This window comes from Paenibacillus sp. J22R160 (genome assembly GCF_059692135.1).
The window spans coordinates 715,072-729,524 of sequence record NZ_JCAUAU010000002.1; the positions used below are offsets into that span (position 1 = coordinate 715,072).

The following is a 14,453-nucleotide window of genomic DNA, read 5'->3' on the forward strand; positions in this document are numbered from 1 at the left end:
TAAATTCAAGATCGCTGAATAGATTGGAAACTACAACGTCATTTGATCAGCGTTAGCATTTGATAAACTTGGCGTTGATCACCTTTTAATCGGATATAGCGACACTGCATTTGGGAGGAACCATCACCGTCCAAATAGATGCCGTCAACTAATTTTCGGTCACCAAACTTATCAAGAATGGCTGCTCGGAACTCTGCTATCGTACAGTTTGTAGGTGTCACAATCATATAAATGTTCTCTTGATTGTCATAAACAATTGCCGTACGCATACGACTTTCGTCATAAGCAGGCATCTCTTCTTTAATCATATCATTCTCCCAACCCAAGCTATCATTAAGCCTCATACTGACACCACCCTGGGCCCAATAATGGTGCTTATCTGTGACGTTCAACTCCCCGGCATGCGTGACTACTTGAATCGAGAAGTGTTTAGTGACGTCATCCCAAACGAGTGTCCCACGTCTTAAGTTAGTATCAATGCCAGTGTTGAACCAGCCAGAACCATAATCGCCAGGCAATCCTTGCAGAGGTTGATCGTTAATAACCGCAATGCTTAATAGAGCTCCTTCCCAGAAAAATCCCCCGTTAATGCCGTAGAATGGCGTTTTTGTTACATTCGTATCGATTGCTTGAAGTCGGATATTATCCGGGGCAGTCTGAATTGTATGTAATACGACTCCGTTAGTGGTCTTCAGTTGTTCGTAATGATAATAATGGGGAAGTAGAAAATCCCTTTGATTGTAACTAATTAACAAAACAAGCAATATGACAAAGGCAGTAAGTATAATGTGGTATCGTTTGGATTTTGTTAGTAACAGTTGCGATAATCTCGAATTGTTCACTAGTTACTCCTTATTGGATCATTTCCCCTAATTTATCTTTGAATTTATTCCAATAATATCATAATTTCGCTATATATGTGTCATGGAAAAAGATCGCCAACCGCCCGTGCGGAAGCGGCACAAGCCATTTACAATTTGTTGAAATAATTAATTGAGCCCAATGATTAGCGGAAAGGACGTCGTGATATCATGAAAACACTTCATCATGATATAGAGTTAGATAATGCTATTTTATTTTATTAATATGTAATGGTCATGAAGGACGGTAAAGTGAGAAATCGAGCTTTATTGTTGCACCAGCTCCTCAAGCCGCCATTTAATTTGTCATGCAAAAAAACCACCTAGAGGTGGCTCCATATTTTTCGTGTGGAAATTACTTTATTCATCGGCCCTAACTGTGTACGGCAGCTTTCTCTGCGAGCTTTAACTCGACAATATGATTTGATAATAAGTCCATAAATAAATGAGTAGCTTGGCTTATATATTTATCCTTATGGTGGATGATAGCTATTTCTCTGCTTAAGGTTGGATTCACGATTTTTATGGCTTTTAACTGTGTGTCGTTATACAAATTCAAATACGTCCTGGAGAGGGCAGTCACTCCGGCACCAGCTTTGACAAGGCCCATAATGGTTTCGATCGCGGTCGTTTCGATGATTGGTTCAATATTAAAGCCAGAGGTGCTGCTGGTTAGATCAATAATTTGACGGCATTTGTGAGTTTGAGGAAACATGATGAACGGATATTTGCTGATTTCGTCAAAGTTAATACTTTCTCGGTCGGCCAAAGAATGGTCCTTAGAAACTGTCAAATAAATATCTTCTTTGTATAAGGGATATTTGACAATGCGTTCATCTTCGATAGGAAGAATGGTAATGGCCAGATCGATCTGATTTTGAATGACTCTTTCCACAATATCATCGAAATTAACGATTTTAATTTGCACGTCAGGATATATATTGTGAAAATCGATCAACAAAGACGAAACGAGCTGAGTGAGCTCTCCAGGGAGTGCTCCTATGGATAAAGTGCCGCGTGTAACCTTTTGGAGCTCCATAATTTGCACTTTGACATTCTTCAACGATGAGAATATCACTTTGCATTCGTTTAAAAGAATTTTACCTGCTTCAGTTATCGCAATTTTTTTACCGATTCGGTCAAATAATGGAACCCCGAGCTCATCCTCAAGCATCTTAATATGATGACTCAGGGTCGGCTGACTCATGCCCAGTTTCTCTGAAGCCCTAGTGAAATGCAATTCTTCACAAATTGCCGAAAAATATTCGAGTTGTCGAAACTCCATTGGACGACCTCACTTTTATGTTCATCTAGACAAATAGTAGTATGTACGATGTGGAAATGATTCATTTCATGAATGATAACAATAGAATATCGAATATTGATACTTCTCATCCATTCATCAATAATGAAACGTATGTTGGAGAGAGGAGTGATTTTATCATTTATACAACGTATCCCTTTAAAGTGCAAGATCAATTAACTATTTATCAAATTAACTACCTTTCAATAGGTAAAATCAAACGAAAGTAGTGATAATTATTCATGCAAACCATAACTGCCGTACAGAAACAAAGAAGCATCGGTTCCATACAATTCTTACCCGTTAATCTATTTGCGTCGGTTATGGGAATTTCAGGACTAGCATTGGCTTGGAGACAAGCAAGTAAGCTATTCGGTACTTCACTAGTAGTCGCAGATACCATTGGGATTATTGCCGTTCTAGTGTTTATCATTTTAAGCATAGCTTATATTTCAAAATGTGTTCTATACCCGCAGAAAGTTAAAGCTGAATTTATGCATCCCATCACGGGTAATTTTTTCGGAACAATCACGATTGCAATTCTATTACTATCTTCCGTGATAGGTACTTATAGTCCGATTTCGGCACAAGTGATTTGGATAATCGGTACCGTAACGACATTAGCGCTTAGTTATATCATCGTTGCACGCTTGCTGAACGGAAATCATGAACCGGGACATGCCGTTCCTGCGTGGTTGATTCCCGGTGTAGGGACCATTGATATTGCGGTTGCCGGCGGGTCTATGCCGTTCCCATGGGCACATGAAGTTAATATGCTGTCGCTGGCGATCGGCGGAATTGTTGCGTTAATTTTTCTTACCATGATCTTGTCTAGATTGATTCATCATGATCCACTGCATGCAGGATTAACCCCCTCCATGATTATCATGATTGCGCCGTTCGAGGTTGGTTTTCTTGGTTATGTGAACTTTGAGCATCGCATTGATCAGTTCGCGTCCATCTTGTTTTACTTTGGTTTGTTCTTGTTTATCGTTTTGTTTTTCAAAGTATTCAAAAAATCGATCCCATTTGGAGCCTCGTGGTGGGGAGTAAGCTTTCCACTAGCTGCTCTCAGCAATGCCGCTTTGCAATATGCGATGTTCGTGAATTCCTGGCTGCTCATCGGGATTTCCGCAGTCATTCTAGTTTTACTTAATATCGTTTTGGTAATTCTTTTTTTCCGCACAATAAAGGTGCTATTTAACGGGAATTTACTTAAAGGATAATTGAAGGATTTCTTTTAGCCGTAGAACAGGCCAAAGGATTTAGAAATCAATCTTTGGCCTGTTGTTAATAAATAGGAAGGGAAAAGTGTGGTTGGCCATTAGATGAGTATTTTATTGAGTTCGATTGGAAGAATAATAAAAAAATCATACTGATAAAGAACGATAATCTCATTGACAAAGGACCATGACAGATTTGTAGAGAAATGTACTTGTGTCGAAAAGGAGAACGATGGATATGATTTTGAATACTTTACTATCTAAAAGGTTTTTGTCAGCATATATATTAATTATTCTCATGCTTGTTGCTGCAGTAGTTCTTCAACAAAAAGATATACTCTTCCCGGAAATCGCTGGAATGGCGATGGGGGTTATGGTGTTTCCAGTCGCACATTGGATTAAGAAGCCAGTTCACTTGTGGCTTGCTCCAACCTTAGGCGCATTCCTGGGTACCGCTATGAACGAAATATCCCTTTCGCCACAATCGAAAATATGGCTGGGTCTTGTGGTTATTGTCATTCTCATGCATATATTTCGCGTGAATTTTGGACCCACGATTCCTGCAACATTGCTGCCGATTTTTTTAGGCTTGCACGACTATGTTTTTGCAACAACAACGGCTGTTTTCACGTTTGTGATTATGTTAGCCGCTTTTAGAATGAGATATTCAGAAAAGTTGCCTGATGGTCCACAAAAGTTTCGCAAGAAAACAGATACGGTAATCATAACCCTTATTTTAGCTCTTTGGATTGGACTAGCATTCGCGACAAACCTAGCAGTTATCGTGGTTCCACCGGTATTTGCACTCATTTTTGAAGTGTTTCATACTGAAAATTTTAAATGGAAAATGATTCCTGCCCGTCTAGCCGTCTTGACGATAACGGCCGTTCTTTCAGTCGGGGTCCCACACATACTAGCAGATTCAATCATTTGGGTTGGTGTCATAAATGTTTTGATTACACTCATTCTTTGTAAATTGTTTAAAGCGCCTGTTCCTGTTGCCTTTGGTGTCTCGTTGATGCCACTTATATTCCCAACATGGGGGACTTGGGGTTTTCCAACAGGTGTTTTGTCACAACAGGAGTTTTGATGTGTATATCAGCGGCATACCGCCAATTCAGAAGCAGTAAAGCGGTACGAGAATAACCAAACTAGAAAAGAGTGTCGTGTAATGAAAAATGAAGATATGCTTGCCGTGCTGAAGGCTTTGTCTAATGAGACCCGGCTCAACATCCTTTGCTGGCTGAGTGAGCCGGACAAATTGAGTAAGGATTTGCCAAATGTGATCAAAGTTGAATTTCCTGGGGGAGTCTGCGTGGGAAGCATTCAGCAGAAATCTGGGTTGGCACAGTCCGTAATATCCTCCTACTTGTCCTCTATGCAGAAAATCGGATTGTTGGAGTCTCGTCGCTATGGCCAATGGACATATTACAGACGTAATGAAAAGGCTATCGGCAACTTTTTGGAGATCTTTGCTGCGGGGATGCAAGCTAAGTAGAGATAGAGTTGCAGGGGTAAAAGTATTAGAACAATAGTCCGTTATGCTTATAGTTTCTGTAAAACAAAACATTATCTTGTATCCCCTTTCGATAGCACCCTATTATTTAAGAGAATAAAAGGATGAAATTGTATGTTACCTAAACGTAGGTTCGAGGGGGATTGGATCATGTTAGAAAAAACAGATGTTAACAGCATCATTACTACTCTTTTTGAAAAAGGCATTGTTGATAACAATATTAGTGCAACTAATATTAAGACTGGTACTACTGATGGTATTGTTTACTTTCTTTCTGAGCATGACGAAGTAAAATATGTTCTGAAAATTGACCATCCGCATCAAATTGCTTTGACTGAACAGTTTCTAGGAGCTTACGTGCACGTTAAACTTTTTCCGGAAATTCAAATTACTGATCCTGCAAAAGCATATATCGTGTATTCGTACATGAAAGGTACGACGCATTATAACCGTGGTTCAAAAATAAATTGGCTGACGATCTTAGTCAAAGAACTTTTCAATAACTACGAAAAATGTGCAGATATGGACAAATGGGGAAGGCTAGGATCTTCAATTCAATCTTGGCGTGAGTGGAACTATCGGAGCTTAGTGGATACGAGAAAGGACTGGGGCAACCTTTTATCGGGTGAAGATTACAGTAGGGTAGAATTAATATGTGAGAACATATCGAAGAATGAGAATGAAAAAGTAAGATATTTGCTGCATGGAGATACCGGTGTACATAATTTTGTCTTTGATGAATCCACACTGGTTGGTGTTATTGACCCATCGCCGATGATTGGTCCTAGAATATACGATTTTACTTACGCTTTTTGCTCTTCGCCGGATGATCTGAACTTAGAAACCTTGACGGCAGCTTTTGAATTGCTTGATCATGAGCCGATGCATAGATCAACATTGATTGAAGAAGTCATCTTTCAACTTTATTGTCGAATAGGGATTTGCATAAGATTCCATCCGCATGATTTAGAGGAGTATTTAAATGCGTGGGAGTATTGGAAGTCAGTAAAGATACAGGAATAAGCTATGTAAGCAGAAAAGGAGATGAATCCTATTTGGAGTCATTTCCTTTTCTGTGTTTGTACGATTAAACGGTTGGCAACATACCGCCATCAATGACATATTCGCTGTCTGTAATGGAGTCTGCGCGATCGGAAACCAAGAAGGCGGCTAGATCTGCTACTTCTTCGGGCAAACCTGGTCGTCCGAACGGAATGCCGCGGAGCGAGTTCATTAGCTCCTGCAGCGCCAGCTTGGAATAACGAAAGGTGCATTTGTTATAGCTTTAAACTATAGCAGGATATAGGATTTAGAAGTTACCTTTTAGTCCATAGTCAGTGCTATCATTACTTTTATAGTGAAGATGGGTTTGGGGGACTGGTTTGGGGGACTATAGTACTGGAGGGTAAAGGGAATATGCTAAAAGATAAAATATTAGGTAAAGAGGCGGGTATTTTGACCTATGGCATGACGCCTCCGAAGATAACGAATACGTCAGATAAGGTAGCAGAGATTGCTCAGAAGCAAGTTGAAAGAATAAATGATCTCGATATAGATGCATTAATTCTTTATGATGTGCAGGAAGAAACGGATCGAGTTGAACAGCAAAGGCCATTTCCTTATTTGCCAACGATGGATCCTGCAACTTATAGCGATGAATATTTAAATCATTTGCGAGTTCCCCAAATCATTTATCGTTGCGTGGGAAGGTATAGTGAAGATCAGTTCGTCAAATGGGTAAAAGCCGACATGGATCGGGATAGATATTCCGTGTACGTAGGTGCGTCTTCAAGTAAGCAAGAGATTAACTTGGATCTCTCTGACGCTTATAACCTAAGTAAGGGGTTAAATAACAATTTAACTTTTGGGGGAGTTGTCATCCCTGAACGGCATATGAAAAAAAATGATGAGCACATCCGAGTTCATCATAAGTCCCAAAATGGATGCTCCTTTTTTGTATCACAAGCAACCTATAATGTGGAGGCCTCGAAAAATTTCTTATCCGATTACTATTATTACTATACAAATAATGGATTGGAAATGGTGCCCATTTTATTCAATCTAGCACCGTGCGGTTCCGAAAAAACGTTAGAATTCATGAAATGGTTAGGGATAAGCATACCGACTTGGCTAGAGAATGAATTAATATATTCAAAAGATGTGCTGGACAAATCACTTAGATTGTCTCTTGGAATTTTCGAAGAGATTTTAGATTTTGCTTTGGAGAAAGGAATTCCAATTGGTTGTAGTGTTGAAAGTGTCTCAACAAGGAAAGTAGAAATAGAGGCATCTGTTCAACTCGTTAGAGACATAAGATCCATGTTAGACAGGAAACTGGAAAGAAACGTGATAAAATCATTCCAGTAATTAACATGTGGTTAGCGAAACAAAACCCAACAGGGAGCAGTTCTGCCGCGGCAGGAGTGTTCTCTTTGGGTTAATTGGTCTTATTGTTGGCAATTATTGTTCATTTAGAGAACCGAAAATGGCTCAGAAAGTGCAAGATGATTGAGCAGCTTTTATTGACTAATAGGCGTGTAGTTGTATAATACATATATTAACAAATAATTGCATCATACAATCAAATCCTAAATAAGCCATTCGTTATCAGTGAAAAGGGGAGTCGAAGTGACAAACAGCTCATCCGGTCGATCGGCGTTTTGGTTCATTATTTTAGCTATCTTTTTCGGGAATTTTATGTCCATTCTCAGTTCGACCACGATCAATGTGGCGTTCCCGGTTTTTATGAAAGATTTCGATGCTGAGCTCGGCAAGGTTCAGTGGATGATTACCGGCTTTTTACTTGCTACGGGAGTTGTCGCTCCGATTGTGGGCTATTTCGGTGACCGATTCAGCTATAAGCGGCTGTATATTTTCGCGTTGTCGGGATTTACACTGTTCTCCGCTCTATGCACGGTGGCCTGGAGCATCGATACGCTGATACTTTTCCGTACGCTTCAGGGTGTGTTCAGCGGCTTAATTATTCCGACGACTTTAACAATGATTTATCAGTTTATCGAAAAAGACAGACAACCGTTCGCGATGAGCCTATGGAGCCTGTCCTCCATGCTGGCGCCTGCATGCGGTCCGACCTTGGGAGGCTTGCTGACGGAATATTTCGGTTGGCAGTCGTTATTTTTGCTTAATTTGCCTCTTGGAATTGCAGCTGTAGCCGTCGCGTTCAAATGCTTGCCTTATCATAGTATCAACGCGTCGAAGACGTTTGATTTTCCGGGATTTATTACCGTGCTGCTCAGCAGCTCGTTTATCATTCTTTCGTTTACCGAAGGAAACGGGTGGGGCTGGACGAATTGGAAAACGCTCGTCTGTTTGCTTGTCGGAGTGGCAGCGCTAATCTACTTTGTCCGCAGGGAACTGCGCGTTGCTAATCCTCTGCTTAACCTTAGCGTGTTCCGAACGAGCCGTTTTACGTATAGCTTGATCATAAACTGCATTATTACCGCTTCGCTGTACTCGGGCACTCTATTAATTCCCGTGTTTGTGCAGGACGTCCAGCATTCTACCCCGCTGGTTACAGCGCTCGTACTGCTGCCCGGTTCACTGGTCATGGCACTCTGTTCCCCCGTTGTCGGTAAGCTGTATAGCCGAACGGGACCTTTTCTTCTCATAATGAGCGGTATAATCTTGTTAATTGCGTCTAATTGGGAGCTGAGCCATATTAGCTTGCATGCCTCCCATGTATATATCGCCGGCTGGATGACAATTCGTTATGTCGGGATTTCGCTAGCTTTCATGCCAGTCATGAACGCGGGAATGTCGTCCATTTCTAAGGAGAAGTCGGGGCACGCCTCGTCCGTGACGAACTGGGTGAGGCAAGCAACGGGGGCGCTTTCGATTGGCGTGTTCAGCTCCCTTCTTGCTGCAAAGTCAATAGCTCATCAGAAGGAAATAGGAGTTGACGCGACGGCAAGCGCCTCTTTCATACAGGATCAGGGCATGACGCTAGCGGTTCAGGATGTATTCCTGATCGCCGTATTTATTTGTATCGTGGCGATTCCTCTTACTTTCATTCTGAAAGAGAAGCGAAGTAAGCATCAACCAGTGGCTTTTCAGCAGAAATAAAGATTGTGTTGGGGGGCATCTGGGAAACGCCATAGCTAAGTTTTAAGTTAATGAAACAAGCTGATCCCAGCTTGTTTTCTTTTTCATTGCTTGGAAAGTAATGTAAACGGGTAGCATACTTCCAATATGTGTTAAAATTAATTTGTGATATGAGCTGCGGGTGATACTTTTGGAAAGTTAGAAAGGAATGGAGATCTATGATTGAATGCCCATGGTGTAATCAACTCATTGATTTGAAAGGTAACGTTTGCCCAAGTTGTAAGCAAGAAGTTCTACCAGAACATTTAGAAGATGAAACGGACTCAATAAACGAGAATTACAGCGTTGATGTTGAGGAACTTAGCATTGAGGATGCTATTATTAATAAATTCAAGTGTGCTAAGTGTGGAACTCAGGAATGTTCTGTCAAAGAAGTTGCGATGAGTGGCACTGGTTTTAGTAAGATATTTGATATCGAATATAATCATTTTTTATTTGTTTCTTGCTTGAATTGTGGCTTTGTAGAAATTTATAATCCGGATGTACTAAAAGGACATAAGTCAGGAAAGTTAGGGACTATTATGGATATTTTATTTGGGGGCTAGTTTTAAGCTTTGATAAAGCTTGAGCTGGCTAGTTGGGGAGGCAGAAAATGGATCAAATAAAGTATTTTGTGAAAAATCCTACTGGGATTAGAGTCATTATCGGCACGGCATTTATTTGTCTGATTCAATTGCCCTATATAATTGACATATTAAACGGAATATCTACTATGAGGGAAACTATCCCCTCGGTTATGGTGTTTCTCCTGAGTATAGTTATTTTATCATTGACGTTGTATAGAGCATTGAAGAAACCAAAAGAGTTGTGCTTATATCGTGAGAAAATCTCTTTAAATGGGCGTACAGTTGAAGCTAAGGATGTTCAAAAAATAATGAAGATGGGTTATTTCAAACCCGTTATTGGATTAAAGCCATTTGGTAAAAAGTTAGTCCCTATTCATATGTGTTTTCGTTTTTCAAGAGATGAAGAGAGAGGCATTGAAGATATTATTAAATGGGCTAAGGATAACAATGTGAAAGTGGTTAATAAATCTTTTGTTAGATGGATATAGATGCATTGCCTACATTGATTAGTTCCCTAAGAGAAATTCCTTTAATACAGAAGTAACCATGTTGTGATCTTCCTCACCAGGCAGTCCTGATACCGAAATTGAGCCTACAATGCCTTCATCTTTCAAAAATAAAGGGAAAGCGCCACCCTCAGCCTTGAAGTCATTCGAATTGAGTCCGGAGGCTTCCACCGTTGAAGCGGTCGATTTCAGAAATACGTGCATATAATAGGAACTATGCCCGAAGTGATGGACGACGTTATTTTTCCATGACACCCATTCATCGTTATGAGAAGACGTGCCGTCCATTCTGCTGTAAAATAACAACTCATGGTTTCTTCGGATATCGACGACAATTTTTTTATTCTCTCGCAGCGCCTTTTCTATAATCCTGTTGCCAACCCTGTAAGCAGTTTCATTCGTGAAAACGGAAAACTGGAGTTCATCTTCTTCCTGTAGCAAAGTCATTAATAAATCGTCGTATTTATCCAGAGTGAGCACTTCCTTTTCTACTAAATAATCATTTCCTGTTTGATATTATACACGCAAAAGATGATGTATTCCAACAAATACCGTAAGCTTGAAACAAGCAGTTAGGAGCCTGCCTTCACTGAATTTACCAGCGATCCAAGCGCTATTCGAGTTTGCCCGTACCGTGGTGTATGACACCAGATGAAAAAACCAGCAAACTTAAGTTTGCTGGTTTTTTCAATTCAATAAAATACCCTGCTCATCAGAACATCCAGCGCACGTTCGATCTCTTTCAACTCGTCATCGGTGACAGTTCCGATTCTCTCGACGAATTGGGATTCTAAACGCTGAAAAATTTCGCCCATCATGGCATTTCCTTCGTTTGAAAGTCGGATAGACTGCTTGCGTCGATCTTCGGCATCGGCAATCTTTTCACACAATTGTTTTTCACTCAATTTCCTAAGCTCACGGCTTGTGTTTGGCATGGACATATGCATACAGTCACTGATTTCGCTAAGTGTAACGGGCTGGCTAACGGCAATGTATTCTAGAATCTTATATTGAACGGGTGTAAGCGATTCTGATCTCACATCTTTCGTCAAATCATGCGTTACTTGGTGGACTGCGGCCGTGAAGGTCACGAATTTCTGAAACAGTACATTCTTGTCCACATGATCACCTCATACAAAAATAATAACAGATTAATTATCAATTAACAATTATCATTTGACAACTAAAATTGACGTGTGCTACGATTTACTTATCAAAAGACAAGTAAAGGAGAGTTACAATGAAAACATTGATTATTTACACGCATCCAAATCATCAAAGTTTGAGTTATGCATTTTTGCAGAAGGTCGTCCAGGGGAGCGCTAAGAATCCGAAAATAAGTGAAGTGAAGGTATTGGATCTATATGAGGAAGGATTCAATCCGATCCTGGTTTTCAATGAACATAAACGTAGGAGGGATATGCACGCCGATCCTGATCTTGCTATCTACAGGGAACAACTCGAGTGGGCTGAGAAAATCGTTTTTGTATATCCAATCTGGTGGGGACGACCTCCAGCAATGCTAATGGGATATATAGACCAGATGTTTGCTTCGGGATTTGCCTATAAGGATAAGGGAGGCTTGCTGCCGGAAGGGCTTCTGAAGGGGAAGTCAGTGGTGTGTATTTCAAGTATGAAGGGACCCGTTCTGTATCCGTTGTATTGGCTAAATAACGCTCACAAAGTATTAATGAAAAAAGCACTGTTTAACTATGTTGGGATCAAAAAGGTCAAGTTTTTTGAATTTGGCAGTATGGAAAGTCCTCGAGGCAATCATCAGCACAAATTAGAGAAAATATATGATTATTTCAAAACAGTAGAGCGTTAACCGTCACGGTAGCGGTTTCAAATATTTTGTAAAGCCCTTGTCTTCAAAATCAATCGGTCGTATGCTTAATTCAAAGGCTTTCCATATTCTGGTTGTTGGTTTGTAACCTTTGAGAGGAGTGAGTTTTATGAAAATGAGTGGTAAGAAAACGAAAGTTGCAAAAATTTTATTATTCTTTGTTCTTATCTTTACCAGTTCCATTGGTTCTGCCTATGCGGCTGTCAATCTGGAACCGATCAATGCCTTTTTTAACCGAGGTGTTTCGTTTGTACTGAATGGAGATTTATGGCAGCCCAAAGATGTTGATGGAAAACAACTTACAGCGATCCATTATGACGGAAGTAACTACTTGCCGGTCCGCGCTCTAGCTGAAGCCCTCAAAATACCGATCGACTACGATGCAACTACTCAGAAAATTTACATAGGCGGCAAGCCCGGAGAAGCAACGCCGATTTTTGCAGTACCGATGGAGATTGACAACGTCTACATGGTTTCATCCAAAGACCCTAAAGAAACGCTAGTTAAAGAGAAGCAGTTCCAACAAGTTTTGAAAATCGACCAATATGGGGATGCGTATTTTACAATTGACCGTAAATACAAGCGCCTCGTGCTAGATGTTGCTGTCATTAACCCTGGCGAACATGACGTGGAATTTTCGCTTTATAACGCTGCGGATAATGCAGGTAACGCTGCCACAACCGTTCTAGAGACGCAATCGGTGAGTCCAAAAGATAATATCAAGCGTCTTGAGTTTAAGGTAGAGGGACTGGAAAGAATCAAAATCCATGTACAAAGCCATAATTTAAATCCTTATATTTATGCGAGGATCGTAGACACTTCTTTCTTTGATAATGAGAATGTAGGTAAAAAATAAAGGAATTCTACGGAACCTAACTATAAAAACAGCGGCAGCCTTGGACTAGTAAATAATAGTCTTAGACTGCCGCTATTTTAATATTTGCGCTTTTTTATTAGTTGCCGCAGAGAATCAATGGCTAAACTAATTCCGATGAGAATTCCTGATACAGCTACTATTAAAGCAAAATACTGAAAAACCGAATAATCCTGCATTTTTCTCCAGTTAATTGGTCCTTTTAAATCTTCAATGACCTGGTTCATGCCGTAAATGCCGCTTATCACCGTATAGATCGTTAAAATGCGAAGCAAATAACTCGCACGTTTATTCGTATAATTGGACTGATATTCAAATAAATCGGTCAGAGTCCGTTTTACCTCAACAAAAAGATCATCGTTCCCATAGAACTTGCGCAGCTGAAGAAAGATCTCTTTACCTTGGGACTGAGAAACGACTTCAATAAAATAATACTTTGCAGAAAAATCCGTAATGGAACGAATTAGTTCTTCAATTTTTCCCTGATTTTGCTCCAGACGAACTTGTGAGTACTGGTTTGATATTTTAAGAAGCACGATTTTGTGAAACAAATTAAGTAATAGGCCATAGTAATACTCGCCGTACATTTTATTGGCTATTTTGACCGCTGTAGGATGAGATTGTTTCGTTATACAAGAAAATGCATTTTCATCTGTTATAAAAAAAGTGTCAGGACCCCATCTGTCATAAGTGTGGAGCTCGCTATATGACTTTATATAATTCAAATTTGTTGCACCGATAAAAGGTTTGCCTTCTTTATCCAACCCGTCGATTCGTGCAGCTCGATAAATGTCCACTAGAGAGATGTCTGAGCCTTCAACTAACGAATAGAAACATTCTACATACATGCATTCATCAAGAAAGAATGGCAGCTTCTGAAAGTAGACCTCGTCCAATCGTCCATTGTCCAAAAACGCTGAGCTATTTGGCCCTAAAATATGAAAAATAAACGTTTCACTTTCTTTAAAAGTCGTATTGTCATATTGAATGTAGGATTCGTCATCTTGCTTGTTCATATTTTGAAGTACTCTAAAACGCTTTGCAAATTCCAGCGCCAATGAATAATTGATATCCTCGCATTTTAGCTCCGTTCGAATGGTGATAAACCCAAGATCAAATGGGCAAAAAATGACGTCAACAGAATGAATTTTAAAAGGTAAGTTGTAATATGGGGAGTGAAGGGAACAATCTAAATTCATTTGTTTGGAATAACGCCTGAAGCCCTCCTCATTATCCTCCTCATGGGGATATAAGAAGCTGCTTGTGAAAGGTAGATAATACCGTTCCATTTCCCGGTGGGACACTTGGTAGCCTGGTCCATAATACATATCTTCTTGCTTCGTCTCCCAAATAAAAAAAGGCATAAATTCATCTTTCTGCAATTGTTCTTTAAAGCGGATTTGAGAGTTTCGATTGATGGAAAAAGGGAAAATAAATTGATGTAAAGCCACATGCATGGATTTTTCAGTTAACACTAAACGTTGTTCCAATTCTAGACCCCCACACTTCAAATTATAAGTAATATTCCCTAATTTGAGTAAAAATATAAAATGGCGTGTAGGGAAGAGCTTGTTCCTATTTACAATCATTCTTACCTGTATAAAAATCCCATTCACAGCTTAAACTAATACCACGTC

General features: G+C 40.0%; 16 protein-coding genes. 10 read left to right on the top strand and 6 right to left on the bottom strand.

Going from position 1 to position 14,453, the window contains the following annotated elements; translation table 11 throughout:
- Nucleotides 1-38 precede the first annotated feature (38 nt).
- Nucleotides 39-842: a hypothetical protein gene (locus AC58UW_RS06860; protein WP_497419925.1), complete on the bottom strand. Its 804-nt coding sequence runs from the start codon at nt 840-842 to the stop codon at nt 39-41.
- A gap of 391 nt (nt 843-1,233) precedes the next feature.
- Nucleotides 1,234-2,145 (bottom strand): LysR family transcriptional regulator, encoded by a 912-nt coding sequence (locus AC58UW_RS06865; protein WP_497419926.1) that lies wholly within the window; start codon nt 2,143-2,145, stop codon nt 1,234-1,236.
- Nucleotides 2,146-2,405: 260 nt separating this feature from the next.
- On the opposite strand from AC58UW_RS06865, the gene AC58UW_RS06870 reads away from it, so the two are divergent.
- The 4 genes from AC58UW_RS06870 (at nt 2,406) to AC58UW_RS06885 (ending at nt 5,925) form a co-directional block, all read left to right on the top strand.
- Nucleotides 2,406-3,389 carry an SLAC1 anion channel family protein gene (locus AC58UW_RS06870; RefSeq protein ID WP_497419927.1) on the top strand — a complete coding sequence of 328 codons (984 nt, stop codon included), beginning with the start codon at nt 2,406-2,408 and terminating at the stop codon, nt 3,387-3,389.
- A 235-nt stretch (nt 3,390-3,624) separates the two neighbouring features.
- Complete coding sequence (locus AC58UW_RS06875; protein ID WP_497419928.1) at nt 3,625-4,476, top strand: hypothetical protein; 852 nt, start codon at nt 3,625-3,627, stop codon at nt 4,474-4,476.
- Between the two features lie 81 nt (nt 4,477-4,557).
- Nucleotides 4,558-4,884, top strand: a complete 327-nt coding sequence (locus AC58UW_RS06880) for an ArsR/SmtB family transcription factor (protein WP_497419929.1) — start codon at nt 4,558-4,560, stop codon at nt 4,882-4,884.
- A gap of 168 nt (nt 4,885-5,052) precedes the next feature.
- Nucleotides 5,053-5,925: a phosphotransferase gene (locus AC58UW_RS06885; protein ID WP_497419930.1), complete on the top strand. Its 873-nt coding sequence runs from the start codon at nt 5,053-5,055 to the stop codon at nt 5,923-5,925.
- 64 nt (nt 5,926-5,989) lie between these two features.
- Here AC58UW_RS06885 and AC58UW_RS06890 read toward each other — a convergent pair whose 3' ends face one another.
- Nucleotides 5,990-6,136 carry an SDR family oxidoreductase gene (locus AC58UW_RS06890; RefSeq protein WP_497419931.1) on the bottom strand — a complete coding sequence of 49 codons (147 nt, stop codon included), beginning with the start codon at nt 6,134-6,136 and terminating at the stop codon, nt 5,990-5,992.
- Between the two features lie 182 nt (nt 6,137-6,318).
- Between AC58UW_RS06890 and AC58UW_RS06895 the strand changes: the two genes are divergently transcribed.
- The 4 genes from AC58UW_RS06895 to AC58UW_RS06910 all read left to right on the top strand — a co-directional run bounded on the left by AC58UW_RS06895 (nt 6,319) and on the right by AC58UW_RS06910 (nt 10,078).
- Nucleotides 6,319-7,269: a 5,10-methylenetetrahydrofolate reductase gene (locus AC58UW_RS06895; RefSeq protein ID WP_497419932.1), complete on the top strand. Its 951-nt coding sequence runs from the start codon at nt 6,319-6,321 to the stop codon at nt 7,267-7,269.
- A gap of 261 nt (nt 7,270-7,530) precedes the next feature.
- Nucleotides 7,531-8,985: an MDR family MFS transporter gene (locus tag AC58UW_RS06900; RefSeq protein WP_497419933.1), complete on the top strand. Its 1,455-nt coding sequence runs from the start codon at nt 7,531-7,533 to the stop codon at nt 8,983-8,985.
- A 197-nt stretch (nt 8,986-9,182) separates the two neighbouring features.
- Nucleotides 9,183-9,569, top strand: a complete 387-nt coding sequence (locus tag AC58UW_RS06905; RefSeq protein ID WP_497419934.1) for a zinc ribbon domain-containing protein — start codon at nt 9,183-9,185, stop codon at nt 9,567-9,569.
- Between the two features lie 47 nt (nt 9,570-9,616).
- Nucleotides 9,617-10,078 carry a hypothetical protein gene (locus AC58UW_RS06910; RefSeq protein WP_497419935.1) on the top strand — a complete coding sequence of 154 codons (462 nt, stop codon included), beginning with the start codon at nt 9,617-9,619 and terminating at the stop codon, nt 10,076-10,078.
- Between the two features lie 18 nt (nt 10,079-10,096).
- Here the strand turns inward: AC58UW_RS06910 and AC58UW_RS06915 are convergent, their stop codons facing one another.
- Both AC58UW_RS06915 and AC58UW_RS06920 read right to left on the bottom strand, forming a co-directional pair.
- Entirely contained in the window at nt 10,097-10,576 is a 480-nt protein-coding gene (locus AC58UW_RS06915; RefSeq protein WP_497419936.1) for a heme-degrading domain-containing protein, read from the bottom strand.
- Between the two features lie 212 nt (nt 10,577-10,788).
- On the bottom strand, nt 10,789-11,217 hold the full coding sequence (locus tag AC58UW_RS06920; protein ID WP_497419937.1) for a MarR family winged helix-turn-helix transcriptional regulator: 429 nt from the start codon (nt 11,215-11,217) through the stop codon (nt 10,789-10,791).
- Nucleotides 11,218-11,336: 119 nt separating this feature from the next.
- On the opposite strand from AC58UW_RS06920, the gene AC58UW_RS06925 reads away from it, so the two are divergent.
- Together AC58UW_RS06925 and AC58UW_RS06930 are read left to right on the top strand one after the other, a co-directional pair.
- Nucleotides 11,337-11,924, top strand: coding sequence for an NAD(P)H-dependent oxidoreductase (locus AC58UW_RS06925; protein ID WP_497419938.1), 588 nt, complete (start codon nt 11,337-11,339; stop codon nt 11,922-11,924).
- A 127-nt stretch (nt 11,925-12,051) separates the two neighbouring features.
- Nucleotides 12,052-12,798: a stalk domain-containing protein gene (locus AC58UW_RS06930; RefSeq protein ID WP_497419939.1), complete on the top strand. Its 747-nt coding sequence runs from the start codon at nt 12,052-12,054 to the stop codon at nt 12,796-12,798.
- 77 nt (nt 12,799-12,875) lie between these two features.
- Here AC58UW_RS06930 and AC58UW_RS06935 read toward each other — a convergent pair whose 3' ends face one another.
- Nucleotides 12,876-14,306 carry a hypothetical protein gene (locus tag AC58UW_RS06935; protein ID WP_497419940.1) on the bottom strand — a complete coding sequence of 477 codons (1,431 nt, stop codon included), beginning with the start codon at nt 14,304-14,306 and terminating at the stop codon, nt 12,876-12,878.
- Between the last annotated feature and the right edge of the window lie 147 nt (nt 14,307-14,453).